Annotated in this window: 26 protein-coding genes; 10 read left to right on the top strand and 16 right to left on the bottom strand. The window is 61.0% G+C overall.

The genetic code is table 11. The annotated features are described in order from the left end of the window. The first annotated feature begins 49 nt into the window (after nt 1–49). Nucleotides 50–769: a helix-turn-helix domain-containing protein gene (locus tag KUG85_RS00175; protein ID WP_245291721.1), complete on the top strand. Its 720-nt coding sequence runs from the start codon at nt 50–52 to the stop codon at nt 767–769. Nucleotides 770–778: 9 nt separating this feature from the next. Here KUG85_RS00175 and KUG85_RS00180 read toward each other — a convergent pair whose 3' ends face one another. From KUG85_RS00180 to KUG85_RS00215, 8 genes are all read right to left on the bottom strand, one after another. Next, nucleotides 779–1,762 carry an ABC transporter substrate-binding protein gene (locus tag KUG85_RS00180; protein WP_088941483.1) on the bottom strand — a complete coding sequence of 328 codons (984 nt, stop codon included), beginning with the start codon at nt 1,760–1,762 and terminating at the stop codon, nt 779–781. A 45-nt stretch (nt 1,763–1,807) separates the two neighbouring features. Beyond that, the gene (locus tag KUG85_RS00185) at nt 1,808–2,668 is read right to left on the bottom strand and encodes an ABC transporter permease (RefSeq protein WP_223003750.1); all 861 of its coding nucleotides are present in this window, start codon (nt 2,666–2,668) and stop codon (nt 1,808–1,810) included. Beyond that, a complete protein-coding gene (locus KUG85_RS00190; protein ID WP_065814912.1) occupies nt 2,665–3,591 on the bottom strand; it encodes an ABC transporter permease in 927 nt (308 codons plus the stop codon). Before KUG85_RS00190 ends, KUG85_RS00185 begins: the two co-directional genes overlap by 4 nt. 159 nt (nt 3,592–3,750) lie before the next feature. Continuing rightward, complete coding sequence (locus tag KUG85_RS00195; protein WP_407673618.1) at nt 3,751–4,575, bottom strand: ABC transporter ATP-binding protein; 825 nt, start codon at nt 4,573–4,575, stop codon at nt 3,751–3,753. 13 nt (nt 4,576–4,588) lie between these two features. Next, complete coding sequence (gene hydA / locus KUG85_RS00200) at nt 4,589–6,040, bottom strand: dihydropyrimidinase (RefSeq protein WP_223003751.1); 1,452 nt, start codon at nt 6,038–6,040, stop codon at nt 4,589–4,591. A gap of 51 nt (nt 6,041–6,091) precedes the next feature. Next, nucleotides 6,092–7,342, bottom strand: coding sequence for a Zn-dependent hydrolase (locus tag KUG85_RS00205; RefSeq protein WP_223003752.1), 1,251 nt, complete (start codon nt 7,340–7,342; stop codon nt 6,092–6,094). A 13-nt stretch (nt 7,343–7,355) separates the two neighbouring features. Continuing rightward, a complete protein-coding gene (locus KUG85_RS00210; protein ID WP_090327048.1) occupies nt 7,356–7,649 on the bottom strand; it encodes a cupin domain-containing protein in 294 nt (97 codons plus the stop codon). A 1-nt stretch (nt 7,650) separates the two neighbouring features. Beyond that, a complete protein-coding gene (locus tag KUG85_RS00215; protein WP_223003753.1) occupies nt 7,651–8,979 on the bottom strand; it encodes an aspartate aminotransferase family protein in 1,329 nt (442 codons plus the stop codon). Nucleotides 8,980–9,224: 245 nt separating this feature from the next. Here KUG85_RS00215 and KUG85_RS00220 point away from each other — a divergent pair, with 245 nt between their 5' ends. Further along, the gene (locus tag KUG85_RS00220) at nt 9,225–9,842 is read left to right on the top strand and encodes a TetR family transcriptional regulator C-terminal domain-containing protein (protein WP_223003754.1); all 618 of its coding nucleotides are present in this window, start codon (nt 9,225–9,227) and stop codon (nt 9,840–9,842) included. Between the two features lie 251 nt (nt 9,843–10,093). On the opposite strand, the gene KUG85_RS00225 is transcribed toward KUG85_RS00220, so the two are convergent. Together KUG85_RS00225 and KUG85_RS00230 are read right to left on the bottom strand one after the other, a co-directional pair. After that, nucleotides 10,094–10,810, bottom strand: coding sequence for a hypothetical protein (locus KUG85_RS00225; protein ID WP_223003755.1), 717 nt, complete (start codon nt 10,808–10,810; stop codon nt 10,094–10,096). Between the two features lie 119 nt (nt 10,811–10,929). Further along, complete coding sequence (locus KUG85_RS00230; RefSeq protein ID WP_223003756.1) at nt 10,930–11,202, bottom strand: DUF3892 domain-containing protein; 273 nt, start codon at nt 11,200–11,202, stop codon at nt 10,930–10,932. A gap of 435 nt (nt 11,203–11,637) precedes the next feature. On the opposite strand from KUG85_RS00230, the gene KUG85_RS00235 reads away from it, so the two are divergent. Continuing rightward, the gene (locus KUG85_RS00235; RefSeq protein ID WP_223003757.1) at nt 11,638–12,126 is read left to right on the top strand and encodes a CreA family protein; all 489 of its coding nucleotides are present in this window, start codon (nt 11,638–11,640) and stop codon (nt 12,124–12,126) included. A gap of 73 nt (nt 12,127–12,199) precedes the next feature. On the opposite strand, the gene KUG85_RS00240 is transcribed toward KUG85_RS00235, so the two are convergent. After that, nucleotides 12,200–12,508 carry a hypothetical protein gene (locus tag KUG85_RS00240; protein ID WP_065814920.1) on the bottom strand — a complete coding sequence of 103 codons (309 nt, stop codon included), beginning with the start codon at nt 12,506–12,508 and terminating at the stop codon, nt 12,200–12,202. Nucleotides 12,509–12,608: 100 nt separating this feature from the next. Further along, nucleotides 12,609–13,043, bottom strand: coding sequence for a PaaI family thioesterase (locus KUG85_RS00245; RefSeq protein ID WP_223003758.1), 435 nt, complete (start codon nt 13,041–13,043; stop codon nt 12,609–12,611). A gap of 119 nt (nt 13,044–13,162) precedes the next feature. Between KUG85_RS00245 and paaA the strand changes: the two genes are divergently transcribed. The 5 genes from paaA to paaE all read left to right on the top strand — a co-directional run bounded on the left by paaA (nt 13,163) and on the right by paaE (nt 17,008). Next, complete coding sequence (gene paaA, locus KUG85_RS00250) at nt 13,163–14,158, top strand: 1,2-phenylacetyl-CoA epoxidase subunit PaaA (protein WP_065814922.1); 996 nt, start codon at nt 13,163–13,165, stop codon at nt 14,156–14,158. 13 nt (nt 14,159–14,171) lie between these two features. Beyond that, nucleotides 14,172–14,459, top strand: a complete 288-nt coding sequence (paaB, locus tag KUG85_RS00255) for a 1,2-phenylacetyl-CoA epoxidase subunit PaaB (RefSeq protein ID WP_065814923.1) — start codon at nt 14,172–14,174, stop codon at nt 14,457–14,459. Beyond that, entirely contained in the window at nt 14,459–15,244 is a 786-nt protein-coding gene (gene paaC, locus KUG85_RS00260; RefSeq protein WP_223003759.1) for a 1,2-phenylacetyl-CoA epoxidase subunit PaaC, read from the top strand. Before paaB ends, paaC begins: the two co-directional genes overlap by 1 nt. Before the next feature lie 134 nt (nt 15,245–15,378). Continuing rightward, nucleotides 15,379–15,906 (top strand): 1,2-phenylacetyl-CoA epoxidase subunit PaaD, encoded by a 528-nt coding sequence (gene paaD, locus KUG85_RS00265; RefSeq protein WP_223003760.1) that lies wholly within the window; start codon nt 15,379–15,381, stop codon nt 15,904–15,906. A 22-nt stretch (nt 15,907–15,928) separates the two neighbouring features. Next, complete coding sequence (gene paaE, locus KUG85_RS00270; protein WP_223003761.1) at nt 15,929–17,008, top strand: 1,2-phenylacetyl-CoA epoxidase subunit PaaE; 1,080 nt, start codon at nt 15,929–15,931, stop codon at nt 17,006–17,008. 397 nt (nt 17,009–17,405) lie between these two features. Here paaE and KUG85_RS00275 read toward each other — a convergent pair whose 3' ends face one another. The 3 genes from KUG85_RS00275 to KUG85_RS00285 all read right to left on the bottom strand — a co-directional run bounded on the left by KUG85_RS00275 (nt 17,406) and on the right by KUG85_RS00285 (nt 21,244). Continuing rightward, on the bottom strand, nt 17,406–19,052 hold the full coding sequence (locus KUG85_RS00275) for a thiamine pyrophosphate-binding protein (RefSeq protein WP_223003762.1): 1,647 nt from the start codon (nt 19,050–19,052) through the stop codon (nt 17,406–17,408). Beyond that, the gene (locus KUG85_RS00280) at nt 19,049–20,224 is read right to left on the bottom strand and encodes a CaiB/BaiF CoA transferase family protein (RefSeq protein ID WP_223003763.1); all 1,176 of its coding nucleotides are present in this window, start codon (nt 20,222–20,224) and stop codon (nt 19,049–19,051) included. The genes KUG85_RS00275 and KUG85_RS00280 overlap by 4 nt, the downstream gene beginning before the upstream one ends. 90 nt (nt 20,225–20,314) lie before the next feature. Continuing rightward, a complete protein-coding gene (locus KUG85_RS00285; protein WP_223003764.1) occupies nt 20,315–21,244 on the bottom strand; it encodes an alpha/beta fold hydrolase in 930 nt (309 codons plus the stop codon). A 101-nt stretch (nt 21,245–21,345) separates the two neighbouring features. Here KUG85_RS00285 and ettA point away from each other — a divergent pair, with 101 nt between their 5' ends. After that, on the top strand, nt 21,346–22,995 hold the full coding sequence (gene ettA / locus KUG85_RS00290) for an energy-dependent translational throttle protein EttA (protein ID WP_065814929.1): 1,650 nt from the start codon (nt 21,346–21,348) through the stop codon (nt 22,993–22,995). Between the two features lie 21 nt (nt 22,996–23,016). After that, a complete protein-coding gene (locus tag KUG85_RS00295; protein WP_223003765.1) occupies nt 23,017–23,787 on the top strand; it encodes a BglII/BstYI family type II restriction endonuclease in 771 nt (256 codons plus the stop codon). On the opposite strand, the gene KUG85_RS00300 is transcribed toward KUG85_RS00295, so the two are convergent. After that, nucleotides 23,763–24,401, bottom strand: a complete 639-nt coding sequence (locus KUG85_RS00300) for an MT-A70 family methyltransferase (RefSeq protein WP_223003766.1) — start codon at nt 24,399–24,401, stop codon at nt 23,763–23,765. The two genes, KUG85_RS00295 and KUG85_RS00300, sit on opposite strands and share 25 nt — an antisense overlap. Nucleotides 24,402–24,522: the final 121 nt, after the last annotated feature.

The following is a 24,522-nucleotide window of genomic DNA, read 5'->3' on the forward strand; positions in this document are numbered from 1 at the left end:
TTCTTCGCTTTTCCAGACCTTCTGGCTGACGGAGGGCGAAGGAGAGCTCTTGAATGAAGGGCCAGAGACCCGGGCGCTTTCGGCTCCCTGCGCGGTGTTTATTCCGCCCGGCACCGCGCATGGGTTTCACTTCGCGCCGAATTCCGAAGGGATTGTCGCGACGGTTCTTGCCGATCGCCTTTCGCTTCCGGTTGCGACTGACCGGGCGCTTTCAGCTTTCTTTTCGCAGACCCGTATCGTGCCTGTCGATGGTGTTGACGCAGGAGAGGGAAAGCATATCGATCACCTGTTTCGGCGCATTCTGGCAGAGAGCATGGAGGGCAGTGTCGGCCGCGATCTGATGCTCGATGCGCATGTCACGGAAGTGCTGGTCTGGCTGGCGCGTGCCGGCGCGCGCGCGACCCTGCCGGATGACGGAGGTGTCCCCACGCGCGACAGCCGACGCCTGCAGATGCTGGAAACGCTGGTCGCAGCGCATTTTCGCGAGCATCGTCCCGTTGGCTTCTATGCCGAGAAAGTGGGTGTGTCCGTGGCACAGCTCAATCGCATTGCCCGACAGGAGGCTGGCGCCAGCGTCACGCAGTTGCTGGCACGCCGCCTCATCGATGCGGCGCGCCGTGATCTTATCTTCACCCCAACCCCGGTTCAGGCCATAGCCTACTCCCTGGGGTTTCAGGATCCGGCCTATTTCAACCGCTTCTTCCGCCGGCAGACCGGCACCACGCCGGGTGCCTATCGTGAAACGGAACGGCGCCGGCTTGCAGCCTGACGCCGATCGTCACATCGCTTTCTTGGAAACCTCATGGGTGAAGGCTCCTTCCGGCTCCTTCGTGATCACCGGATCGGACCCGCCCTGCAGCAGTGTATCGACGGTTTGCTTGTAGGCCGCCTCGTCGAGCGTGGCATTCTCACCCAGAAGCTTGGCGATTTCGCCCATCATGCGCGTCTGGTGCTTTTCGGTCTGCGCACCGGTCGCGTCATTGTCGAGCACAATCATTGCCGCGTCTTCCGGGTTGTCCTTGGCCCACATCCAGCCCTTCATGGAGGCTTTCACGAAGCGCGCCATCGTGTCTACAAACTCAGGGTCCTGAAGCCTGTCTTCCAGCACGTAGAGCCCGTCTTCCAGCGTCGCCACGCCTTCGTCGGTGTAGTTGAACACCACGATGTCGTCTTCACTCAAACCGGCGTCGATGACCTGCCAGTATTCATTGTAGGTCATGGCGGTGATGCAGTCGGCCTGCTTTTGCAGGAGCGGGTCGACATTGAAACCGATCTTCTGGATGGTCACTCCGTTTTCGGACCCGTCGCGCGGCAGGCCAAGCTTAGAAAGCCAGTTGTAAAGCGGGTATTCATTGCCGAAGAACCAGGTGCCCAGTGTCTTGCCCTTGAAGTCCTCGGGCTTCTCTATACCGGTCTCTTTGCGGCAGACCATGGTGAGGCCCGAGCGGGCAAAGGGCTGGGCGATGTTGACCACCGGCGCGCCCTTTTCCCGTGCGGCAAGGGCCGACGGGAGCCAGTCCACCATGACATCGGCACCACCGCCGACCAGAACCTGAACAGGTGCCGTATCAGGTCCACCTGGTTTAATCTCGACGTTCAGGTCTTCTTCTTCGTAAAAGCCCTTGTCTTTGGCGACGTAGTACCCGGCGAACTGCGCCTGCGTCACCCATTTGAGCTGCAGGGTCACATCGTCGGCGGCGATCGCCTGCGAGGCGGTGAGCATCAGCGCGCCGGATAATAGGCCTGTCACTGCGTGTTTCATTTTCGCTTCCCTCTTTGATTGGGCCGCCGTTCTCCACGCGGCCGGTTATCCACTCCTCATGGATGGATGCCAGAAGGTGACGGCGCGCTCCAGAAGCGCCACCGCACCATAAAAGAGTGAGCCTGCAAGCGCAGCCATCGCAATCTCGGCCCACACCATGTCGATGTTCATGCGTCCCACTTCGGTGGAAATGCGGAACCCCATGCCCACAATGGGGGTGCCGAAGAATTCGGCAACAATGGCTCCGATCAGCGCCAGAGTGGAGTTGATCTTCAACGCATTGAAAATGAACGGGGCTGCCGCTGGCAGGCGCAGCTTGAACAGTGCCTGCCAGTAGGACGATGCATAGGTGCGCATCAGGTCGCGGTCGATGGCGGAGGAGGCTGAAAGCCCCTGAACCGTGTTCACCAGCATGGGGAAGAAGGTCATGATGATGACGACGGCGGCCTTGGATGGCCAGTCGAAGCCGAACCACATGACCATGATGGGTGCGACGCCGATGATCGGAAGGGCGGAGACGAAATTGCCGAGCGGCAGGAGACCGCGCTGCAGGAAGGGCGAGCGATCGATGGCGATGGCCGTCAGGAAGCCCGCGCCGCAGCCGATGGCATAACCGATCAGCACTGCTTTCAGGAAGGTCTGCTGGAAATCCGCCCAGAGTGTCGGCAGGGACGATGTGATACGGGCCCAGATGGCGCTTGGCGGCGTCAGAAGCACGGGCGATATGTTGAAACCGTGCACCAGCCCTTCCCAGACGACGAGAAGCGTGATGCCGAAAATGGCCGGGATCAGGAGACCGAGCGCACGTTTGGCGGATGCCGAGCGCGGGTTCAGCCGGGCGAGCCACTCATTGAGCGCCCAGGCTGCCGCCCAGAAAAGGAGAGCTCCCGTCAGCGCCCAGTTCATGGTTTTTCTCCCATCCGCGCCATCACCATGCGCTGGCCGATGCCAACCACGCCCACCAGAATTGCGGCGAGTGCGGCTGCCATGAAGAGGGCCGACCAGATCTGCACCGTCTGGCCGTAATAGGAGCCGGCCAGAAGCCGCGCGCCGAGACCCGAAACCGCCCCTGTCGGCAGTTCGCCGACAATCGCGCCGACAAGGCTGATCGCCACCGCCACCTTCATGGAGGTGAAGAGATAGGGAAGGGCGGCCGGCCAGCGCAGTTTCCAGAACGTCTGTGTGCCGCTGGCATTGTAGGTCCGCATCAGGTCGAGCTGGAAGGCTTCAGGGCTGCGGAAGCCCTTCACCATGCCCACCACCACGGGAAAGAAGGACAGATAGGTGGAGATCAGCGCTTTTGGCAGAAGGCCCGAGAGGCCGATGGCGTTCAGCACCACGATGATCATCGGCGCGACCGCCAGGATCGGGATTGTCTGGCTGGCGATCACCCAGGGCATGACCGATTTGTCCATCGCCCTATTGTGTACGATGCCGACGGCAAGCAGCACGCCGAGCGCGGTGCCGATCACGAAGCCGAGCAGGGTAGAGGAGAGGGTGATCCATGCGTGATAGAACAGGTTGCGCTTGGATGTGAGCCGCGTGCCGACCGTGGTTTTCCAGATTTCCGCCATCACCTGATGCGGCGATGGCAGCACGGGCCGCTCCTGCGCCATCGTATCTCGCACAAGATCGGCGGCTGTCCATTCCGTTCCCGCCCGCTCATAGGCGTCGATCTGCCAAGGCGCGTTCAGATAGACGGTGAAGGCATACCAGATCAGGAGAATGACGCCAAGCACGATCAGGATCGGTAGGGCTTTACCTTCCACCGCGCGGCGGAGGAGCGGCGTGGTTGAGCTGATGGGGGCTGTGTCCGTCGCCGCCGTCATGGTGTCACCTTTGGGGCGGGGCACTTGCCCCTCATCCTTACCTTCTCCCCGCGTACGGGGAGAAGGGGGCATAGACGTCGCCGCTTCTTCCTTCTCCCCGTGCGCGGGGAGAAGGTGCCGGCAGGCGGATGAGGGGCCGCGCAAACGGTAATCATTGGCTCAATCATCACCATGCCCCGCTCTAAGGCCCTCGCGCACCCGGTGCGCGATCTCCAGAAACTCCGGCGTTTCGCGGATGTCGAGCGGTCGTTCCTTTGGCAACGGGGAATCGATCACGTCCGTCACGCGGCCGGGCCGTGGCGACATGACGATGATGCGCGTCGAAAGATAAACCGCCTCCGGTATCGAATGGGTTACGAAGCCGATGGTCTTGCCGGTGCGGGCCCACAGGTCGAGCAACTGTTCGTTCAGATGGTCGCGCACGATTTCGTCGAGCGCGCCGAACGGCTCGTCCATGAGGAGAAGATCGGCGTCGAAGGCGAGCGCGCGGGCAATCGAGGCGCGTTGCTGCATGCCGCCGGAAAGCTGCCAGGGAAACTTCTTCTCAAAACCCGCCAGGTTCACCAGATCGAGCGTGCGGTGCACGCGCTCCTTCTGCTCGGCCTTCGAATAGCCCATGATCTCCAGCGGCAGGGCGACATTCTGCTCGATGGTGCGCCAGGGAAAGAGCCCGGCTGCCTGAAACACATAGCCATAGGCCCGCTTGCGGCGCGCCTCTTCCGGCGTCATCCCGTTGACGAGGATTTCGCCGGCGGTTGGCTGCTCCAGATCGGCGATCACACGCAGAAACGTGGTCTTGCCGCAGCCTGATGGACCGATGAAGGAGACGAACTCGCCCTTGTTGATGGTCAGGTCCACATCGGCGAGCGCGCGCACCGGCCCGTCATTGGTCTCGAAGGTGAGGCCCAGACCCTTCGCTTGCACCACGGGCTGGCTGGTTTGAGGGGAGGACGCTTCCTGGCGAATGGCTGGGTTGGCGTTCAATGGATGTGTCTCCTTATACGCCGCTCGCCGGAATGCCCGTCCGCTCCACCTTGCGCGGCGCGGTCACTTCCTTCCATTGCGAAAGCGCCCGGTTCACCGCCATGTGCGGCTCGCGCGCCACGAATTTCCCGTGGCCGGGCTTGGGCTTCACCACGCCATCCTCGACCACGATCTCGCCGCGCGACAGAACGGTCTTGGGCAGGCCCTTCACCTCAATACCCTCGAACACATTGTAATCGATGGCCGATTGCTGGCTTTTGGCCGAGATCGTCTTCGTGGCTGCCGGGTCCCAGATCACAATGTCCGCATCCGCGCCCTCAACGATCGCACCCTTTTGCGGATACATGTTCAGGATTTTTGCAATATTGGTGGAAGTCACGGCGACGAATTCATTCATGGTCAGCCGGCCAGTGTTGACCCCGTAGCTCCACAGAACGGGCATGCGGTCCTCGAGCCCGCCGGTTCCATTGGGGATCTTGGTAAAATCGCCCACGCCGTAGCGCTTCTGCTCCGTCGTGAAGGCGCAATGGTCGGTCGCCACCACCTGCAACGAGCCGGCCTGCAAGCCCGCCCAGAGCGAATCCTGGTGCTGCTTGTTGCGGAAGGGCGGGCTCATCACGCGGCGCGCGGCATGGTCCCAGTCGGCACTGGCATATTCGCTTTCGTCCAGCACCAGGTGCTGGATCAGCGGTTCACCGTAAACGCGCATGCCCTTCTGCCGCGCCCGGCGGATCGCCTCGTGGCTCTGCTCGCACGATGTGTGCACCACATAGAGCGGCGTGCCCGCCATGTCGGCGATCATGATGGCGCGGTTGGTGGCCTCGCCCTCCACCTCGGGCGGGCGCGAATAGGCGTGCGCCTCCGGCCCATTGTTGCCTTCCTCCAGAAGCTTTGCCTGAAGCTGTGCGACCACATCGCCGTTTTCGGCATGGACGAGGGGCAGGGCGCCCAGTTCCGCACAGCGCTGGAACGACGAATACATCTCGTCATCGTCCACCATCAGCGCGCCCTTGTAGGCCATGAAGTGCTTGAAGGAGGTGATGCCCTTTTCCACCACCTCAGGCATCTCGTTGAACACCTGCTCGCCCCACCAGGTGATGGCCATGTGAAAGGAATAGTCGCAGGTCGCCCGGGTCGACTTGTTGTCCCACATCTGGATGGCTTCCAGCAGGGACTGGCCGGGCGAGGGCAGGCAGAAATCCACCACCATCGTCGTGCCGCCCGAGACGGCAGCGCGGGTGCCGCTTTCGAAATCGTCGCTCGAATAGGTGCCCATGAAGGGCATTTCCAGATGGGTGTGCGGGTCGATCCCGCCCGGCATCACATAGCAGCCGGTGGCGTCGATCTCGTGATCGCCATGAAGATCGTGGCCGATCGCCACGATCTTGTCGTGCTGTACGAGAATGTCGGCCTTCCACGTCCGGTCAGCCGTGACGATGGTTCCGTTTCTGATGACCTTGGACATGAGTTTCCCCTCTTATTGTGTTGTCCTCGGCGGATTTGGGGGATCGTCAGATCATTCGACGATCTCCGCCGTTTCCACCACGGCATGGAAAAGAACGTCCGCACCCGCTTGCGCCCACTCCTTCGTGATCTCTTCCGCCTCATTGTGCGAAAGCCCGTCGACGCAGGGGCACATCACCATGGCGGTCGGCGCCACCTGATTGATCCAGCAGGCGTCGTGTCCGGCGCCCGAAACGATGTCGCGATGCGAATAGCCAAGCCGTTCGGCGGCGTCGCGGATCGCCTTCACGCAGCCTTCGTCGAAGGTGACTGGGGCGAAATGGCCGACCGGCTCGATCTCGAATTTGATGTCGAGCGCGTCGCAGATCGTCTCGATGCCCGCCTCGATCTTCGCGCGCATTTTGTTCAGCGTCTTCTCGTCAGGCGAGCGGATGTCGACGGTGAACACCGTCTTGCCCGGAATGACGTTGCGGGAATTGGGGTAGACCTCCACATGGCCGATGGCGCCCACGGCGTTTGGCTGGTGGTCCATCGCCACTTCATGCACCAGCTCCGTCACCCGCGCCATGCCGAGCCCGGCATTGCGGCGCTTGGGCATCGGCGTCGAGCCGGTGTGGCTCTCCTTGCCGGTCAGCGTCACCTGCAGCCACCACAGGCCCTGCCCATGGGTGACGACGCCGATATCGACGAGCTCGTCCTCAAGGATCGGCCCCTGCTCGATGTGCAGTTCGAAAAAGGCCTTCATCTTGCGCTGGCCAACGGGCTCGTCGCCCTTCCAGCCGATGCGCTCCAGCTCGTCGCCGAAGCGCTTGCCTTCCGCGTCCGTGCGGTCATAGGCCCAGTCGCGCTCATGGACGCCCGCAAACACGCCCGACGCCAGCATGGCCGGGGCAAAGCGCGTGCCTTCCTCATTGGTCCAGTTGGTCACCACGATGGGGTGCTTGGTCTTGATACCGAGATCGTTCATCGAGCGGATGATTTCGAGCCCGCCCAAAACGCCGAGCACACCGTCATACTTGCCGCCCGTGGGTTGGGTGTCGAGGTGGGAGCCCACATAGACGGGCAGGGCGTCCGGGTCGGTGCCTGCGCGTGTCGCAAACATGCTGCCCATTTCGTCCACGCTCATTTCGAGCCCGGCTTCCTCGCACCATTTCTGAAAGAGCTTTCGGCCTTCGCTGTCTTCGTCGGTCAGTGTCTGGCGGTTGTTGCCGCCGGCCACACCGGGCCCGATCTTCGCCATCTCCATGAGTGAATCCCAGAGGCGGTCGGCGTTGATCTTTAAGTTCTCGCCCGGTGCGGCCATGTTGCGTTGTCCCTTACTTCAATTCGACTTCGACGAACGACATCGGTTTGTCGCCGCCATTGATGACATTGTGCTCCACGCCCTCGTCGCGGCGGTAGGAAACGCCCGCTTCAAGGTTGTTGTGCACGGTTTCGCCACCCGGCATTTCCAGATGGAAGGCGCAGGGCGTGAGCGTGGTGATCACATAGTCCATGCCATGGCGGTGCCAGCCGGTTTCCGCGCCCGGCGCGAAATCCCAGCGGGTCACGCGCACGCGCTCGTCCTCGATCAGCACCTCATGGGTGGCCTTTTCGCGTTCCGTCGCCATGTCAGTCAATCATCCTCAAAACGTCGCGCAGATTGTCGATCAGCTCGTCGATCTGGCCGCGGGAGATGATCAGCGGCGGCGAAAGCGCGATGATGTCGCCCGTGGTGCGGATCAGGAACCCGCGCTCATAGGCCTTGAGGAAGGCTGAGAAGGCGCGCTTGGTCGGTTCGCCGGGAATGCTCTCCAGCTCCACCGCGCCGACAAGGCCGATATTGCGAATGTCGATCACATGCGGCTCCCCCTTGAGCGAATGCAGCGCATCGGCCCAGTGGTCGGCAAGCTCCGAGGCGCGCGTGAGCAGCCCCTCTTCCTGATAGGTGTCGAGCGTCGCCAGGCCCGCCGCACAGGCAATCGGATTGCCCGAATAGGTGTAGCCGTGGAAGAACTCGATCAGGTGTTCGGGCCCGTTCATGAAAGCGTCGTGGATTTCCTTCTTCACGAAAACCGCACCCATGGGGATGACGCCGTTGGTCACGCCCTTGGCGGTGGTCATGATGTCCGGCACCACGCCGAAATAATCCGCCGCAAACGGCGTGCCGAGACGGCCGAAACCGGTGATGACCTCATCGAAGATCAAGAGAATGCCGTGCTTGTCGCAGATCTCGCGCAGACGCTTCAGATAGCCCTTCGGCGGGATCAGGACACCCGTGGAGCCGGCCACCGGCTCGACGATCACCGCTGCCACCGTCGAGGCGTCGTGCAGTGTGACGATGCGCTCCAGCTCGTCGGCGAGATCCCCGCCATGCTCGGGCTCGCCGCGCGTGAACGCGTTCTTGCCGGGCAGATGCGTGTGCGGCATGTGGTCGACGCCTGTCAGAAGCGTGCCGAACATCTTGCGGTTGGCAACGATGCCGCCCACCGAGATGCCGCCGAAATTGACGCCATGATAGCCACGTTCGCGACCGATCAGGCGGAAGCGGGAGCCGTCGCCCTTGGCGCGGTGATAGGCGAGCGCGATCTTCAGCGCCGTATCGACGCTCTCGGAGCCGGAATTGGTGAAGAAGACGTGGTCCATCCCCTCCGGCGCGATCGCCGCCAGCCGGTTGGCGAATTCGAACGCTATAGGATGGCCCATCTGAAAGGCGGGCGCATAGTCGAGCTGCGCCGCCTGCTGCTGAATGGCCTTGGTGATCTTCGGCCGGCAGTGGCCGGCGTTCACACACCATAAGCCTGCCGTGCCGTCCATGATCTTGCGGCCGTCCTCGGCCGTGAAGTGCATGTCCTTGGCGGCGACCAGCATACGCGGCGTTTCCTTGAATTGCCGGTTCGCGGTGAACGGCATCCAGAACGCAGACAGATCGTTCGGCCTCTTGTTGAGCCTGTCGAGCATGACCAAGCTTCCCCTGATTGTTGTTTCGCTCGGCTTGTCCCGGTCAATGCTTGGTGCTTTGCGCGAAGATATGCTACGCAATTTTTGACCGTTTGGACAAACGTTAACACCGCCATGTTGGCGGTCAAGGGGATAGTAGGGGAAATGTCCTTGCGCTGGCGCATTCCACAGTGGACTAATCGGCTGGACCAGCGTGGCCTTTCGCCATGGGCTGGTGATGTCCGCCATGCGGGCGAGGCCGCCTGATGGACAAGCCCGCCGCCCGTCCAAAGCGCACCCGCATCCAGCGCGAAAAGCGCGAACTGATCGGCGAAGCCGCGCTGGAGGTTTTTTCCCAGCACGGGTTTCGCGGCTCGACCATTGACCAGATTGCCGATGCGGCGGGCATGTCGAAGCCCAATCTCCTCTATTATTTCAAGAACAAGGAGGAGATTTTTGCGACTTTGATTCACCGTCTCATGGAGACATGGCTCGCCCCCCTGCGGGAGATGGATGCGACAGGCGATCCGCACACCGAAATCCGCTCCTATATTCGCCGCAAGATCGAGATGGCGCGTGATTTCCCACGCGAGAGCCGGCTGTTTGCCAATGAGATTCTGCAGGGCGCACCGCGTATCCTGCCGCTGCTTGAAGGCGAATTGAAGGAACTGGTGGACGAGAAAGCCGCGGTCATTGCCGAATGGATGCGCGCGGGACGCCTGAAAAAGAGCGATCCCTACCACTTCATCTTCGCCATCTGGGCGACCACCCAGCATTATGCCGATTTCGATGTGCAAGTGCGTGCGGTGTTGGGAGAAAACCGCGGTGGCGAGGGCCGTTTCGAGGATGCCGCGCGGTTTCTGGAGGGGTTGTTTCTGGCCTGAGGAACGGCGCTTATCGAGACGGTTCGTCATGAGGATGCGATAGGGCTGGCCCGTCCGGGGATAAACCCGCGCTCATACCCGCAATCCTGATCTTTTTTCTTTTCCCAAGCATCTGACCAAGCATCTGAATTGTCTTCGGAACGCGCATCGTTCCCCGCATCGCATCAAGAAAAATATAGGAATTTTATCCTAATTATATACGTGACGTACCAAGATAAGAGATGGATACTGATTCGCGACAGACCGGTGCTTCAGCGGAACAGCTGAACGATAGACTGAACAAGGCGCCCGAACTCCTCCAGCGTTGCAACGACTGGTCGTCCGCGAACAGTGTCGGGTTCGGAGAAATTCAGGTCGACGCCGATCTGAGCATGGAAGCGGGTATTAGCGCTTGCGACTGCAAACGCTCTCTTCTTTTCGGTGATAGGACCGCCGCCAAGGAACTCCAAGCGTTCAATTGTCGCGTTCCCCAAGCCGAAGGAGTTGAGTCCGCCTGACATGAGAATGAGACGTGTATGCTTGCGGGTCAGATCTGCTTTATGGAGCGCAAAAAGCATGTCGTTGCCCCCGGCGTAGGGTTTCAGGCTAGCGACCACCTCACGGTCGGCATGAGAAAGGTTGCGGAGTTTCTTTTTGATTCCGTCCGACTCGAAAATGGCGAGATTTCGGGATATGGGAAAGTAGACGTTTTTGGTCCCTTTGCCGTTGCGCACAGCAAGGACGCAAGCGAGACCGTCAAGGGCCGCGCGTAGTTCGTGGATGATGACGCCGGCATCGATTGCGAAGTTGCGCGGTGGCTTCTTCTCAAGCGCGATGTAGAATGTGCCATTGCCTGTTTCTGGGTCCACGTCATGAGATATCTTGTAGGCCCCCGAAGTCGTGAAGGTGTCGATTTCGGCGGCAAGAATTAACGTCCGGTCGCGGCACCATTTGATGCGGTCGTCAATCTCGGAAAGATCGTCTGTCATGTCTGATGACTCCAAAGACAAAGACCAGGAAAAGGGCGACGAGGTATTGCGCCGCCTATTGAAGACCCCTCCCGATCCGAAGACCGGGAGGGATACGGAGCGTCGCGCTCCTGACGGCTCTAAGGACACACCGGGAGTGCCAAGAGATTGTTAGGCTCAATGCCGTCTGATTCAGTCTTGAGGTACTTACGTCCTTTGCGGACATGCACTTCAATCCAAACAGAATTACCTTGCGTATCCACGGTCCAGAATTTGTCACCGCCTTCTATCAGGCTGATCAGTTGATCAATGGTTCGATACCATTGCGTGCTGCCCTTGCCACCAAGGCCCTGAATTCGGCGGTCTGGATCGTCATTGTCTGGTTTGTGACAGTTTACTCGAAAGGTTCCCATCTGGGTCTCCTGTGGGATAAGGTCACAGGAAGCTTGACGGAATCGCCTCGAATTTTAGTGTGACGAGCGTACGTCGTAGCCAAGCCCCCTGCGGCTGGTTGCGTTAACGGCGGTGGTGCTCTGGGGAGAGAATCAGCCACCGCCGTTTTCATTGGATGCCGCAACGGCATGCGCGCGCAAGGGTTGAACCCCGCTACGCCCGTGATTCACAGGTTGCTCTTGTTCTTCTTTCGTTGGAATGGAAGGAAGCATTATGGCAAATTCGTCACGGCAGCGCCACGACCACGCACGCCGTCAGAGCAGCAATACAGCGACAGCATTCTGGCTATGATTGAGTCTCAGCCCTAGCAAGCTTCGTGCCCCGGGACGCATTCCATTCGCGCCGGTCAGTCCCCATATTGGGGGCATCCGAGTTTGAACCGTTCGAGACAGGCCATGCGTTTTTCCCTCCCGGCACTTGCCGCATCACTCATCGCATTCGTTTTCATCGCCGCTCCCGCATCCGCCGAGCAGGTGGGCGAAATCGGTGTCGACTGGCTCGGCAACGACATCGTCATCGAGGCCGTGCACGACCCCAAGGTCGAGGGCGTGACCTGTCACGTCACCTATTTCGACCGCGGCGTGATCGACCGGCTGCAAAAGGGCAACTGGTTCGAGGATCCTTCCAACTCCTCCATCTCCTGCCGGCAGACCGGTCCCATCGTCATTGGTGACATCGACCTTGGCGAAGATGGCGAGGAGGTGTTCAAGCAGCGCCAGTCGCTGATCTGGAAGTCCGTCGTCGTCAAGCGCATCTATGACGAGAAGAATGACACACTGATCTATCTTTCCCACGCCCGCCAGGTGCAGGACGGTTCGGCCAAGATGGCGATCTCCACCGTGCCGCTCTACGGGCAGGAAGCGGTCTGGAAGGAAAAGGAATAGGCGTTTATGAACGCAGATAGCGGGCGCGCCTTCAGCCGCCCGCTGTCGCATTCCGTCTGTTCACCCGTGGCTTTCAGTAAGGGCACCACCAGTAGAGCCTGCGCACGCAGTTGCCCTGCGCGTCGCCAAAAGCATGATAGGTGCGTTTGAAGCGCTTTTCGTCGATGCCGAAAAGTGCGGCCACCTCGGCGATCTGAAAATCATTGAGCCCGGCTTTCGCAAGATCCCCGAAATAGATCTTTGAAACAAAGCCGTTTTTATCAAAATCCAGGCAATGGCGGAAAAAGGAGATTTCCTCATTGCTGAGGATCGAAAGGTGCGATGAATCAAGCTTCTCGTCGTCCCCGCAAAACTCATCGAAGTCTTCAAGTGATCTGATCATAACTTTCCTCCACAGCGTAATTGCAGCAAGAATTGCCGGATCAGGCTACTTTAATAACGATTGATCTGTCACTCGAAATAAAACGCGGCTTTGCGGAAGTTTAGCCGTCAAGATAAGCATAGGCGCCGGTTGCCGTGAAGGCGAGGCGTGTGTCGCCTTCGGCGCGCATTTCCACCCGCACATAGGCCATGCGCCGTCCATTCGACAGAACTTCGACGCGTATCGCCACGGGGTCGGGCTTCAGCGGGCGAATGAAATGCGTGGTCATGTCCACCGTCGTGCAGGTGCGGAAGCGGCCATTGGCGGCGGAAAGCGCTGCCACCGCGCACGTGTCGGCGGCGGAAGCCGTTGCCTGCCCGCAGATTACGCCGCCCGCATGCGCAAGGTCCCGGTTTTCCGGCAGGCGGAAGTTCACGCCCGTTTCGTCCGCTGCGAGCGCCTCGATTTCAAGCGCTGCAATCCACGGTGCGAAAACCGTTGCAAGCGTGTCGCGCGCGGCCGTCAGCGCGTCCTTTTCGATCGCCGTTTCGCTCATCGTTCCTCCCGTCGCCAAAAAGCGTTACAAAATATTGCAATTTTCAATCTTTTTTGTTACATGTTTTCTGTGGGGCATGTTCCCCCGCCCTGAGCCGCCGCAAGCATGGAGGACAAGCGATGTATAGCCAAGGGCTTATCGGCGCTAAGACCGATACGAACGAAGACGAGGCCTTCCTCGCAGCGTTCCAGGCGCGCATCGACGCCGAAGAGAAAATCGAGCCCAACGACCCGATGCCGGAGGGCTACCGCAAGACGCTCGTCCGCCAGATCGGCCAGCACGCGCATTCCGAGATTGTCGGCATGCTGCCGGAGGGCAACTGGATCACGCGCGCTCCTTCGCTGCGCCGCAAGGCGGCCCTGCTCGCCAAGGTGCAGGATGAGGGCGGCCACGGGCTTTACCTCTATTCCGCTGCCGAGACGCTGGGCGTCTCGCGCGAGGAGATGACCGAAGAGCTTCTCAGCGGCAAGGCGAAGTATTCCTCCATCTTCAACTACCCGACGCAGACCTGGGCCGACATCGGCGCGATTGGCTGGCTGGTGGATGGCGCAGCCATCATGAACCAGATCCCGCTCTGCCGCTGTTCCTATGGCCCCTATGCGCGCGCCATGATCCGCGTGTGCAAGGAAGAGAGCTTTCACCAGCGTCAGGGGTACGAGATCATGATGCGGCTTGCGCGCGGCACGCCCGAGCAGAAGGAAATGGCGCAGGATGCGCTGAACCGCTGGTGGTGGCCCTCCCTCATGATGTTCGGTCCTTCGGACGGCGACAGCCAGCACAGCGACCAGTCCATGAAATGGAAGATCAAGCGCTTCACCAATGACGAGCTCAGGCAGAAATTCGTCGATGCGACGGTGCCGCAGGGCGAGTTCATCGGCCTGACCTTCCCCGATCCCGATCTGAAATGGAACGAGGAGAAGGGCGGTTACGATTTCGGAGCCATCGACTGGGACGAATTCTGGCGCGTGGTGAAGGGGCATGGCCCCATGAACCGCGAACGCATCGAGGCCCGGCGGAAAGCCTGGGAGGATGGCGCATGGGTGCGCGAGGCGGCCCTTGCGCATGCGGAAAAACGGAAAGCCCGCCGCGAGGCGGCGAAGATGGCGGCGGAGTGAGCGGAGAGACGCTATGAGCAAGAATCAGATCCCCCTTTGGGAAGTCTTCATCCGCCCGCGCAACGGGCTGGCCCACAAGCATTGCGGTTCGGTGCACGCCGCCGATGAGGTGATGGCGCTTCAGGCCGCGCGCGATGTCTACACGCGCCGCGGCGAGGGCACCTCCATCTGGGTCGTGCCGTCGTCTGCGATCACTGCGTCGGACCCGGAAAACAAGGACGAGAACTTCGAGCCGGCAATGTCGAAGGTCTACCGTCACCCGACCTTCTACGAAATCCCGGAAGAAGTGGGGCATATGTGATGGCCGCCGCTCCTTCCATCGCTCCTTCCATCTCAGGCGAAACGCTGACAGCGTTCCTGCTGCGGCTTGCCGACGATCATTTGGTTCTCGGCCACCGGCTTTCGGAGTGGTGCGGCCACGCGCCCATGCTGGAAGAAGATCTCGCCATGCCCAACATGGCGCTCGATCTCATAGGCCAGGCGCGCTCGCTCTACCAGTATGCCGGCGAGGTCGAGGGCAAGGGCCGCGACGAGGACCAGATCGCCTATGTGCGCCGCGAGCGTGAGTATGTGAACTGCCTGATGGCCGAGCGCCAGAATGGCGATTTCGCACACACCATGCTGCGCCAGTTCTATTTCGCAGCCCTCATGCTGCCCCTCTGGCAGGCCATGATGACGTCGACCGACGAGCGTCTGGCCGGCATTGCCGCCAAGGCCGAGAAGGAAGTCGCCTATCACATCCGCCATGCCGGCGAATGGGTGGTGCGCCTTGGCGATGGCACCGAGGAAAGCACCCGCCGCATGAAGGCGGCGGTCGAGGCGCTAGCGCCCTATGTGGACGAGCTGTTCGAGAGCGACGATGTCACCCGCGCCGTGGCCGAGGCCGGCATCGCGCCCGACCCGTCCACCCTGCGGCCTGCCTTCGACGCCATTGTCGGCCCGGTCTTTGCCGAGGCTGGCCTTGAATGGGTGGAAACGCCCTATGGCCAGACCGGTGGCCGTCAGGGTCGTCACGGCGAGGCGCTGGGTTTCCTCCTCGCCGAGCTGCAATACATGCAGCGCACCTATCCGGGGATGACGTGGTGAGTGCGAGGTCGGATAAGGTCGTGACAGCCTCCTTCTCCCCGCGAGCGGGGGTCCAAAGGACGGGCCGAGACCAGGGGCTCGGCCCCGGCGGGTCCCGGCAAGGGGATGAGGGGCGAGCCTGCCTCTCGGATGCTGTGCAAAGCCCCTCATCCGACCCTTCGGGCCACCTTCTCCCCGCGCGCGGGGAGAAGGAAGAGCGCGCCTATCGCGCCGCTGCCGCCGTGGTTGATCCGGAAATCCCCGCCGTCACCATTGCCGATCTCGGCATCCTGCGCGGCGTCGAGATGGATGGGGATGTCGCCGTCGCCCGCGTCACGCCCACCTATACGGGTTGCCCGGCGGTGCTTGCCATCGAGCTGGCGGTGGAGACGGCGCTGCGTGAGGCGGGATTCGAGCCGCGTGTCGAGCGCGTGATCTCGCCCGCCTGGACGACGGACTGGATCACGGCAGTGGGGCGGGAAAAGCTGCGCGCTTATGGCATCGCACCACCGGTAAAAGCCTCCAATTCCATTCGCGCCCTGTTTGGCGAGACGGAGGTGGCGTGCCCACGCTGCGGCTCGCTTGAGACCGCGCGCATTTCCGAATTCGGCTCCACGGCCTGCAAGGCGCTCTACCGGTGCCAGAGCTGCCACGAGCCTTTCGACTATTTCAAATGTATCTGACCGACCCCAGACCGAGGTGACCATGGCCCCGCGTTTTCACGATCTGAAAGTGGCCTCCATCGAGCGCCAGACCCCCGAAGCCGTGGCGATCGCCTTTGAGATCCCGGCCGATCAGGCCGAGGCTTTTGCCTTCACGCCCGGCCAGTATCTGACGCTCGCCACCGATATCGACGGTACGGAGGCGCGCCGGTCCTATTCCATCTGCTCCGCGCCCGGCGATCCGTATCTGCGCGTCGGCGTGAAGAAGGTGGCCGATGGCCGCTTCTCCACCTTCGTCAACGATGTCCTGTCGGTTGGTGACACGATCCGCGTGATGCCGCCGCAGGGCCGCTTCACCGCGCTGAAGGGCGAGCGCCACGACTACCTTCTGTTTGCCGCCGGCTCCGGCATCACGCCGATGCTCTCCATCGCCCGCACGGTTCTCGCCCACGAGCCCGAGAGCACCATCACGCTGGTCTATGGCAACCGCTCCACCGAGACGATCATGTTCCTTGAGGAGCTGAACGATCTCAAGGACCGCTATATGGGCCGCTTCACGCTGATCCATCTCCTGTCGCGCGAAACGCAGGATGTGGAGCTCCTGAATGGCCGCATTGATGCCGGGCGCGTTGGCGAGCTCGTCTCCGGCGGTCTCATCGAGCCCGCCGCCATGGATGGCGTGTTCCTGTGCGGCCCCGGGGAGATGATCGACGCGGTTTCCGGCGCACTTGAGACCATGGGTGTCGAGCGCGACCGCATCCGTTTCGAGCGCTTTACGCCCTCCGGCGAAGCGCCAGCGCCCCGCAAGGCGTCGAAGGCCGCACGCGAAGCAGTTCAGAATGGCGTTGCCATCGAGGTCGTGGTTGACGGCGTGCGCCGCAGCTTTTCCATGCAGGATGCCGATGGCACCGTGCTTGACGCCGCCCACAAGGCCGGCATCGAACTGCCTTATTCCTGCGCCGGCGGCATGTGCTGCACTTGCCGCTGCCGCGTGGTGGAGGGGCAGTCGGAAATGGCGGTGAACTTTTCGCTGGAACCCTGGGAAGTGGAAGCCGGTTTCACGCTCGCCTGCCAGACCCGCCCCACGGCGAAGAAATTGGTTCTCGATTTCGACGCCGCCTGATCAGCGCGCTTCATTTCTGCGCAACCGTCAATGACGCACTCCTTCTCCCCGCAAGCGGGGAGAAGGTCCCGGCAGGGGGATGAGGGGCGAGCGCCTGCTCTTATCGATTTGCCACAGCACCCTCCATGCCGCCCCCGCCCTTCGACAGGCTCAGGATGAGGGCTGGGTTGGTGAGGGCTGTGTTGGTGGATGAGCTTTGTTGCGAGCGGCTCTAAGATTACGAATGCTTTCAAACAGGCTGAGCAATCTTCCAGCCCGTTTCGCGCCCTATGCAGAAACCCGCTTACAGCCTCACCTATTCGAAGCCACAACGGTCAATCTGCCTTCTCCCTCATCCTGAGCTTGTCGAAGGGCGAGGGAGAAGGCACGCGCTGCCATGGCCGTTGGCCAACGATGCTCAGCGCTTTTCGCGGATATCCGTCAGCGTCTTTGCGGGCGTGATGGCTTCCGGGTCGAGCCGGATTTCGATCAGCGCCGGTTTGCCGCTGGCCTGTGCGCGCTCGAATGCTTCGGCAAACGCTTCCGTCTTCTCCACCGTTTCGCCATGGCCGCCATAGGCGCGGGCAAGCGCTGCGAAATCGGGATTGTTGATCGAGGTGCCGGAAACGCGGCCGGGATATTCGCGCTCCTGATGCATGCGGATCGTGCCGAAAATGCCGTTGTTCACCACCACCACGATGATCGGCAGGTTCTCCTGCACGGCGGTGGCGAATTCCTGGCCGTTCATCATGAAGCAGCCATCGCCGGCAAACGCCAGCACGGGCCGCTCGGGGAAAAGCGCCTTGGCGGCCACGGCTGCCGGCGTGCCATAGCCCATCGAGCCCGAGGTCGGCGCGCCCTGCGTGGCGAAACGACGGAAACGGTGGAAACGATGCACCCAGGTGGCGTAATTGCCGGCGCCATTGGTGAAGATCGCATCCTCCGGCAGAACGCTTTCGAGATACTCCATGATGGGACCCATCTGCACCGCGCCGGGGCCGGTTTTTGGTGGGGTCGACCAGTCGAGATAGGCCTGATGCAGACACTCGGTCTCTTCCGCCCATGGCAAGTCACCCGGCGCGAGCCTGGCAAACGCCTCGGCGAAGGCCGCTGGCGATGCATTGATGGCAAGCGTTGGGCGGTAGACACGGCCAAGCTCATTGGCGTCGGCATGCACATGCACCAGCTTCTGGTCGGGATAGGGGCTCTTGATAAGTGTGTAGTCGGAGGAGGGCATTTCGCTGAACCGGCCACCAACCAGCAGCACCAGATCGGCCTCCTTGATCGCGGCCGCGAGCTTTGGATTGGGGCCGATGCCCACATCGCCGGCATAGGAGGGATGCAGATGGTCGAACAGCATCTGCCGGCGGAACGAGCAGCCAACGGGCAGGGACCATGCTTCCGCCGCTTTCTGGAAATCAGCCACGGCCTTCTCGTTCCAGCGCGAACCGCCAAGAATGACGAAGGGCCGTTTGGCGTCCTTCAGGAGAGCGGCAAGCTCTTCCATCTCGGCCGCGCCCGGGCGCGTTTCGACCGGCGTGGCGGCCCGTGCTGCGGGCGCATCCACAAGGCTGGTCAGCATGTCCTCGGGAAGCGAAATCACCACCGGGCCGGGGCGGCCGGAGGTCGCGACCGAAAAGGCGCGCGTCAGGATTTCGGGAATCCGCGCCGCATCGTCGATTTCGGTTGCCCATTTGGCGATGGGGCCGAAGAAGGCGCGGTAATCCACTTCCTGAAACGCCTCGCGTTCGCGGGCATGGCTCGCCACCTGTCCGATGAACAGGATCATCGGCGTGGAGTCCTGCATGGCGATGTGGACGCCGGGTGATGCGTTGGTCGCGCCGGGGCCGCGTGTCACGAAACAGATGCCGGGCTGGCCGGTCAGCCGTCCGTGGCAGTCCGCCATCATCGCCGCGCCGCCTTCCTGACGGCAGACAATGTTGCGGATCTTTGAATCGTGAAGCGCGTCGAGCACCGCCAGGTAGCTTTCGCCCGGCACGCTGAAAATGCGGTCGACGCCATTGGCTTCAAGGCTGTCGACGATAAGCTGGCCGCCGGTCTTCATTCGCTGTCTTCTCCGATTTCGCACAGGATCTCTGCCGTGTGTTCGCCAAGCCGGGGGCTTGGCCGCTCATAGGCGAGCGGTGTCTGTGAAAGGTTTATGGGCGCGCGCACCGAAGGCAGCGCCGCGCCGTGTCCGTCATCAAGCGAAAGCTGCATGCCGCGTGCCTTCACCTGCGGATCATTAAACATTTCCTCAATCGTGTTGATCGGGCTTGCCGGCACCGCATTGGCGTCGAACTTGCCCAGAAGCTCAGCCTTTTCCCAGCCCGCCAGCGTGGCGACGATGCGCTCACGCAGCGCTGCGCGGTTGGCCACGCGCGCCGGGTTGGTGGCAAAACGTTCGTCTGCCGGCAGATCGTCAAGGCCGACGATCTTGCAGAAGCGCTGGAACTGGCCGTCATTGCCCACGGCGAGGATGATGTGCCCGTCTTTTACCGGCAGCACCTCATAGGGCGCGATGTTCATATGGGCATTGCCCATCTGCACCGGGCTGTTGCCGGAGATGAGGTAGTTCATATTCTGGTTGGCGAGAACCGCCACCTGGCTGTCGAGCAGCGCCATGTCGATATGCTGGCCCTGGCCGGTCGCCTCCGCATGGCGAAGTGCGGCCTGAATGGCGATCACCGAGTAGAGCCCGGTGAAGATGTCGCTCACCGCCACGCCCACCTTCTGCGGCTCGCCGCCCGGCGCGCCGGTGATGGACATCAGGCCCGACATGCCCTGAATGATGAAGTCGTAGCCCGCGCGTGGCGCATAAGGGCCGGTCTGGCCGAAGCCGGTGATGGAGCAATAGACGAGGCGCGGGTTGATGGCCTTCAGGCTCTCATAGTCGAGCCCGTATTTTTTGAGACCACCCAGCTTGAAATTCTCGATCAGAACGTCGGCGGTGGCGATCAGCTTTTTCAGCTTCTTCGCCTCTTCCGGCTTGGAGAAGTCGAGCGCGATGGAGCGTTTTCCCCGGTTGCACGAATGGTAATAGGCGGCCGAAAGGTTCTCGCCATCCGCGCCTTCCACGAAGGGCGGTCCCCATTTGCGGGTATCGTCTCCGCCATTGGGGTTTTCGACCTTGATGACGTCAGCGCCCAGATCGGCCAGAACCTGACCTGCCCATGGGCCGGCCAGAATGCGCGCCAGTTCGATGACGCGAACGCCCTTCAGGGGTAGTTTGTTCATGATCGCCGGCAGCCCTCCAAAATTCATGCCGTTTTGAGGTAGCAAACGGCTGGGTCTGCTTCCAGATGCGCAGAACGCATTATTTTGGCATTAATTGATGAATTTTCCGGCCCAGCGGACAAAGTCCTCCATCGCCCTCTCGCGGCCGATTTCGTTGAGAGATTCGTGCCGGAAACCGTCGTAAATCGTTGTTTCCAGATTCGAAAAGCCACTCTCTCGCAGTCGGCTTTCGAGCTTGCGCACGATCTTCCCGCCTTTGGTGGAGGGGTCCTCGCTGCCGCCGACAAGCATGAAGGGCAATGTCTTGCGGGCGGCCTCCAGTGCCGCACTGTCGGCTGCCTTCAGGCTGAGATCGAAGAGCGCGGTCCAGAGGCCGATGGACGCCTCCCAGCCGGAGAGGGGGTCTGCGATGTATTTGTCCACTTCGCTTTCATCCCGCGACAGCCAGTCGGCATCGGTGCGCCGGTCGGGAAAGGCACGCGCCCAGGCAGCGAAGGTGAGTTTCGGCAAGAGCCGCGAGGGCACATCGGAACCCAGGCGGAAACGCTCCCACACGAGCACGGCCTTGCCGGCCAGCGCCTCCGCCCTTGTCGCCAGCGGCGCATTCCAGATCGCCGCGCCTGCAAGGCGGTGTCCGTTGCGCAGCGCGTAGTTGAGCGCGATCATGGCGCCCATGGAGTGGCCGAAAATGATGATCGGGAGGCCGGCACGCTCCTGAGCAATGTGTCTGTGGACGGCTTCCACGTCCTTCAGAAGCGTTCCGGCGGTCGCCTTTGGGCCGATATGGCCGAGCGGAGCCCCCGGCGCCGTGGTCGCTCCATGGCCGCGATGGTCATGCGCATAGACATCGAAACCGTTTTCAGACAGAAAATCCGCAAAACCGGCATAGCGGGCCGCATGCTCTGCAACACCGTGATTGATCTGAACCGCAGCGCGCACCTTTCTGCTCGCCCGGCGCGTAAAAAGGCGCAGATCAGAGCCGGCTGGCGTTGCGAGCCGGGTTTCAGCATCGAAGCCCATCTTCCCTCCGTGCTGCGGATTGCCCCGCCGCTTCGTTTGGCCTACATACGCTGCGCAACAGGTTCCCCCCAATTCGAGTGAGACGGAGCGCGACGAGCCACATGGCACGCCAATTCATCTACCACATGTCCGGCCTCAGCAAGGCCTATGGCTCCAAGAAGGTTCTGGAGAACGTTCACCTGTCCTTCTATCCGGATGCCAAGATCGGCATTCTCGGCCCCAACGGTGCGGGTAAATCGACCGTGCTCAGGATCATGGCCGGCCTCGACAAGGAATTTACGGGTGAGGCATGGCTCGCCGACGGCGCGACCTGCGGGTATCTTCCCCAGGAGCCCCAGCTTGACCCGGCCCTCGACGTGATGGGCAATGTGATGGAGGGCGTCGCGGCCAAGAAGGCGATCCTCGACCGTTACAACGAGCTGATGATGGACTACTCCGACGAGACGGCGGAGGAGGCTTCCCAGCTTCAGGACCAGATCGACAGCCAGAACCTCTGGGACCTGGAAAGCCAGGTGGAAATGGCCATGGAGGCGCTGCGTTGCCCGCCGGGCGATGCCTCCATCGATCATCTTTCCGGCGGTGAAAAGCGCCGCGTTGCGCTGTGTCAGCTCTTGCTGCGCCAGCCCGACTTGCTTCTCCTCGACGAACCGACCAACCATCTCGATGCCGAAACCACGGCGTGGCTTGAAAAGCACCTGCGCGAATATCCCGGCGCCGTGCTGATCATCACCCACGACCGCTACTTCCTCGACAATGTCACCGGCTGGATTCTCGAGCTCGACCGCGGTCGCGGCATTCCTTATGAGGGCAACTACACCGCCTATCTGGAAGCCAAGGCCAAGCGCATGGCGCAAGAAGGCCGCGAAGAGGCTTCACGCCAGAAGGCACTTGCCCGCGAGCGCGAGTGGATGGCGGCCAGCCCCAAGGCCCGTCAGGCCAAGTCGAAGGCCCGTATCCGCGCCTATGACGAGCTGGTGCAGTCGGCCGCCGACCGGCGGCCCGGCGATGCGCAAATCATCATTCCCGCCGGCGAGCGGCTCGGCAATGTGGTGATCGAGGCAGAAGGCCTCTCCAAGGGCTATGGCGACCGCCTGCTGATCGACGGTCTCGACTTCAAGCTGCCGCCCGGCGGCATTGTCGGCGTGATCGGCGCCAACGGCGCGGGCAAGACCACGCTGTTCCGCATGATCACGGGTCAGGAAAAGCCCGATGCCGGCGAGATCCGTGTCGGTGAGACCGTCAAGCTCGGCTATGTCGACCAGAGCCGCGATTCGCTCAACCCCGACAAGACGGTCTGGGAAGAGATTTCCGGCGGCAACGACATCATCAAGCTCGGCACCCACGAGGTGAACAGCCGCGCTTATTGCTCGTCCTTCAACTTCAAGGGCGGCGACCAGCAGCAGAAGGTCGGGTCGCTCTCCGGCGGTCAGCGCAACCGCGTTCACATGGCCAAGCTGCTCAAGGAAGGCGGCAATGTGCTGCTGCTCGACGAACCGACCAACGATCTCGACACCGAGACGCTGGCGGCTCTTGAGGACGCGCTGGAAAACTTCGCCGGCTGCGCCGTTATCATCTCGCATGACCGCATGTTCCTCGACCGCCTGGCCACCCACATCCTCGCCTTCGAGGGGGACAGCCATGTGGAATGGTTCGAAGGCAATTTCGAGGATTACGAGCAGGACAAGATCCGCCGCCTCGGCCCCGACAGCGTCAATCCGAAGCGGGTGACCTATAAGCGGCTGACGCGGTAGACAGGATTTGGGGAGGGGGCGATGTTTGATGCGCTCAAGGAGAAGGGCTTCGATATTTTGGCCCTTCATCATGCCGAAGCGATTTTGACGCATGATATGCCTGAGGCTGAAAGTGAATTGGAAAGTGTCCTTTTGGACCTTTCCATTCCGATCTCTGAGATTGTAGCTGGCGGAGGTGGTGAGGCGCAGGGGACACAGCGTATGCGCCGTGCGCTGAACGATCTCGATTGGAAGAAGCGCAATATCAGTGTGAAAAAGTCAGTGCGTTGGGAGGAGGATGCTGATGAGCAGATCGTTGCTTCTCTCTCACACGAAATCGATCATGTGAAGTCTTTCAATGGCAAGGTCGTCGCCTTTGAAATCGAGTGGAACAATAAGGATCCATTCTTTGATAGAGACTTGGAGAATTTCAAACGACTTCACGCTGAAGGGGCGGTGTCTGTCGCTGGGGTTATCACTCGAGGCGAAAGTTTGCAGCGTGAGATACGGACGCTCTTGCGACGCTTTGCTGATGAGCAGAAGATCGATTCGGTCGAGCAACTTGACCCGTTTGGTTATAATCCAACACGGCGTCAGAGAAAATTGATCCTGGATCGTGCTGAGAGAATCGGAGACTTCCGTCAGGCTTGGGTGGATGTATTTGTCTCAGACAAATACGGCGAAGCTACCACTCATTGGCGAAAACTGCAGGACCGTGTGCTGCGTGGAGTGGGAAATCCTTGCCCATTGCTGCTGATCGGTATTCCTGAAACAGTCGTAAACTTCGATTATTCGGCTGCTACAGAATTGTAAGCATAAGTCTTCCAGGTGGGACGGTAATTTTCATCTGCCTGATTGCCCCAAATGGTCCACCCGGGTCTGGCGCCGCGCGCAAATAGCTCTAGGTAGGGACCCGGCGAGCAACTTTCGATAAGCTTATATTGCTCGTCAGGTTTGCGAGAATGCTCTCGCTTTCTTGATTGAATCATGTTCACTTGGCTACGCGCAGGGGCCAGAGTGCGTGCGTTTTTACCACGGACACCGAAAAGAACTAATTCTGTAACGTTCCGAAAATAAAATCCGACCCCGCGTCCGTCAGAACCTCCATCTTTCCGTATTTTGTGCCACACGATGTTGGCTTTGTATTCAAACCCCCAAGATTTCATCACTTCGAGGCCGTCAGGAAGCAATGCATTGGGTACCCAAAGATACAAATGGGCAGGCTCAACCGTTAGCGTTTTGACAGGAAGTGCGCAGATCTCTTCCGTCGTCATCGTTTCATATCTTGAAAGTCGACGGTGCTCGGGAGCTACTTTTCCGGTGCGGTTCATAAAACGCCAAGGGGGATCAGCAAGGACGGTTTGAAAAGCCTGTCCTTCCGTTTTCCGAAGTAGATCAAGTGCGGCGTTTTGCGGTTCCGCGTTCATAAATCAAATCCCCCTGCTGGGCGGGAACAAAAACAGAACTTTTGTGCGGAGTCAATGTGCCACGAATCGGCACATGCTGTCTCCATTCTGTGTTCAACCTTGACACACGCATGATCTCACA

The organism is Nitratireductor rhodophyticola (genome assembly GCF_019891355.1).
Classification (GTDB): Bacteria; Pseudomonadota; Alphaproteobacteria; order Rhizobiales; family Rhizobiaceae; genus Nitratireductor; species Nitratireductor rhodophyticola.

What these genes read in the sequence shown, in the direction of transcription:
- KUG85_RS00215 (WP_223003753.1), bottom strand. Translation starts at nt 8,979, where the DNA reads ATGCTCGACAGGCTCAACAAGAGGCCGAACGATCTGTCTGCGTTCTGG.
- paaB (WP_065814923.1), top strand. Translation starts at nt 14,172, where the DNA reads ATGAGCAAGAATCAGATCCCCCTTTGGGAAGTCTTCATCCGCCCGCGC.
- KUG85_RS00210 (WP_090327048.1), bottom strand. Translation starts at nt 7,649, where the DNA reads ATGGCGACGGAACGCGAAAAGGCCACCCATGAGGTGCTGATCGAGGAC.
- KUG85_RS00180 (WP_088941483.1), bottom strand. Translation starts at nt 1,762, where the DNA reads ATGAAACACGCAGTGACAGGCCTATTATCCGGCGCGCTGATGCTCACC.
- KUG85_RS00190 (WP_065814912.1), bottom strand. Translation starts at nt 3,591, where the DNA reads ATGACGGCGGCGACGGACACAGCCCCCATCAGCTCAACCACGCCGCTC.
- KUG85_RS00220 (WP_223003754.1), top strand. Translation starts at nt 9,225, where the DNA reads ATGGACAAGCCCGCCGCCCGTCCAAAGCGCACCCGCATCCAGCGCGAA.
- paaE (WP_223003761.1), top strand. Translation starts at nt 15,929, where the DNA reads ATGGCCCCGCGTTTTCACGATCTGAAAGTGGCCTCCATCGAGCGCCAG.
- KUG85_RS00295 (WP_223003765.1), top strand. Translation starts at nt 23,017, where the DNA reads ATGTTTGATGCGCTCAAGGAGAAGGGCTTCGATATTTTGGCCCTTCAT.
- hydA (WP_223003751.1), bottom strand. Translation starts at nt 6,040, where the DNA reads ATGTCCAAGGTCATCAGAAACGGAACCATCGTCACGGCTGACCGGACG.
- KUG85_RS00300 (WP_223003766.1), bottom strand. Translation starts at nt 24,401, where the DNA reads ATGAACGCGGAACCGCAAAACGCCGCACTTGATCTACTTCGGAAAACG.
- KUG85_RS00225 (WP_223003755.1), bottom strand. Translation starts at nt 10,810, where the DNA reads ATGACAGACGATCTTTCCGAGATTGACGACCGCATCAAATGGTGCCGC.
- KUG85_RS00280 (WP_223003763.1), bottom strand. Translation starts at nt 20,224, where the DNA reads ATGAACAAACTACCCCTGAAGGGCGTTCGCGTCATCGAACTGGCGCGC.
- KUG85_RS00245 (WP_223003758.1), bottom strand. Translation starts at nt 13,043, where the DNA reads ATGAGCGAAACGGCGATCGAAAAGGACGCGCTGACGGCCGCGCGCGAC.
- KUG85_RS00235 (WP_223003757.1), top strand. Translation starts at nt 11,638, where the DNA reads ATGCGTTTTTCCCTCCCGGCACTTGCCGCATCACTCATCGCATTCGTT.
- KUG85_RS00205 (WP_223003752.1), bottom strand. Translation starts at nt 7,342, where the DNA reads ATGGCCGCACCGGGCGAGAACTTAAAGATCAACGCCGACCGCCTCTGG.
- KUG85_RS00275 (WP_223003762.1), bottom strand. Translation starts at nt 19,052, where the DNA reads ATGAAGACCGGCGGCCAGCTTATCGTCGACAGCCTTGAAGCCAATGGC.
- KUG85_RS00285 (WP_223003764.1), bottom strand. Translation starts at nt 21,244, where the DNA reads ATGGGCTTCGATGCTGAAACCCGGCTCGCAACGCCAGCCGGCTCTGAT.
- KUG85_RS00240 (WP_065814920.1), bottom strand. Translation starts at nt 12,508, where the DNA reads ATGATCAGATCACTTGAAGACTTCGATGAGTTTTGCGGGGACGACGAG.
- ettA (WP_065814929.1), top strand. Translation starts at nt 21,346, where the DNA reads ATGGCACGCCAATTCATCTACCACATGTCCGGCCTCAGCAAGGCCTAT.
- paaA (WP_065814922.1), top strand. Translation starts at nt 13,163, where the DNA reads ATGTATAGCCAAGGGCTTATCGGCGCTAAGACCGATACGAACGAAGAC.
- KUG85_RS00185 (WP_223003750.1), bottom strand. Translation starts at nt 2,668, where the DNA reads ATGAACTGGGCGCTGACGGGAGCTCTCCTTTTCTGGGCGGCAGCCTGG.
- paaC (WP_223003759.1), top strand. Translation starts at nt 14,459, where the DNA reads ATGGCCGCCGCTCCTTCCATCGCTCCTTCCATCTCAGGCGAAACGCTG.
- KUG85_RS00230 (WP_223003756.1), bottom strand. Translation starts at nt 11,202, where the DNA reads ATGGGAACCTTTCGAGTAAACTGTCACAAACCAGACAATGACGATCCA.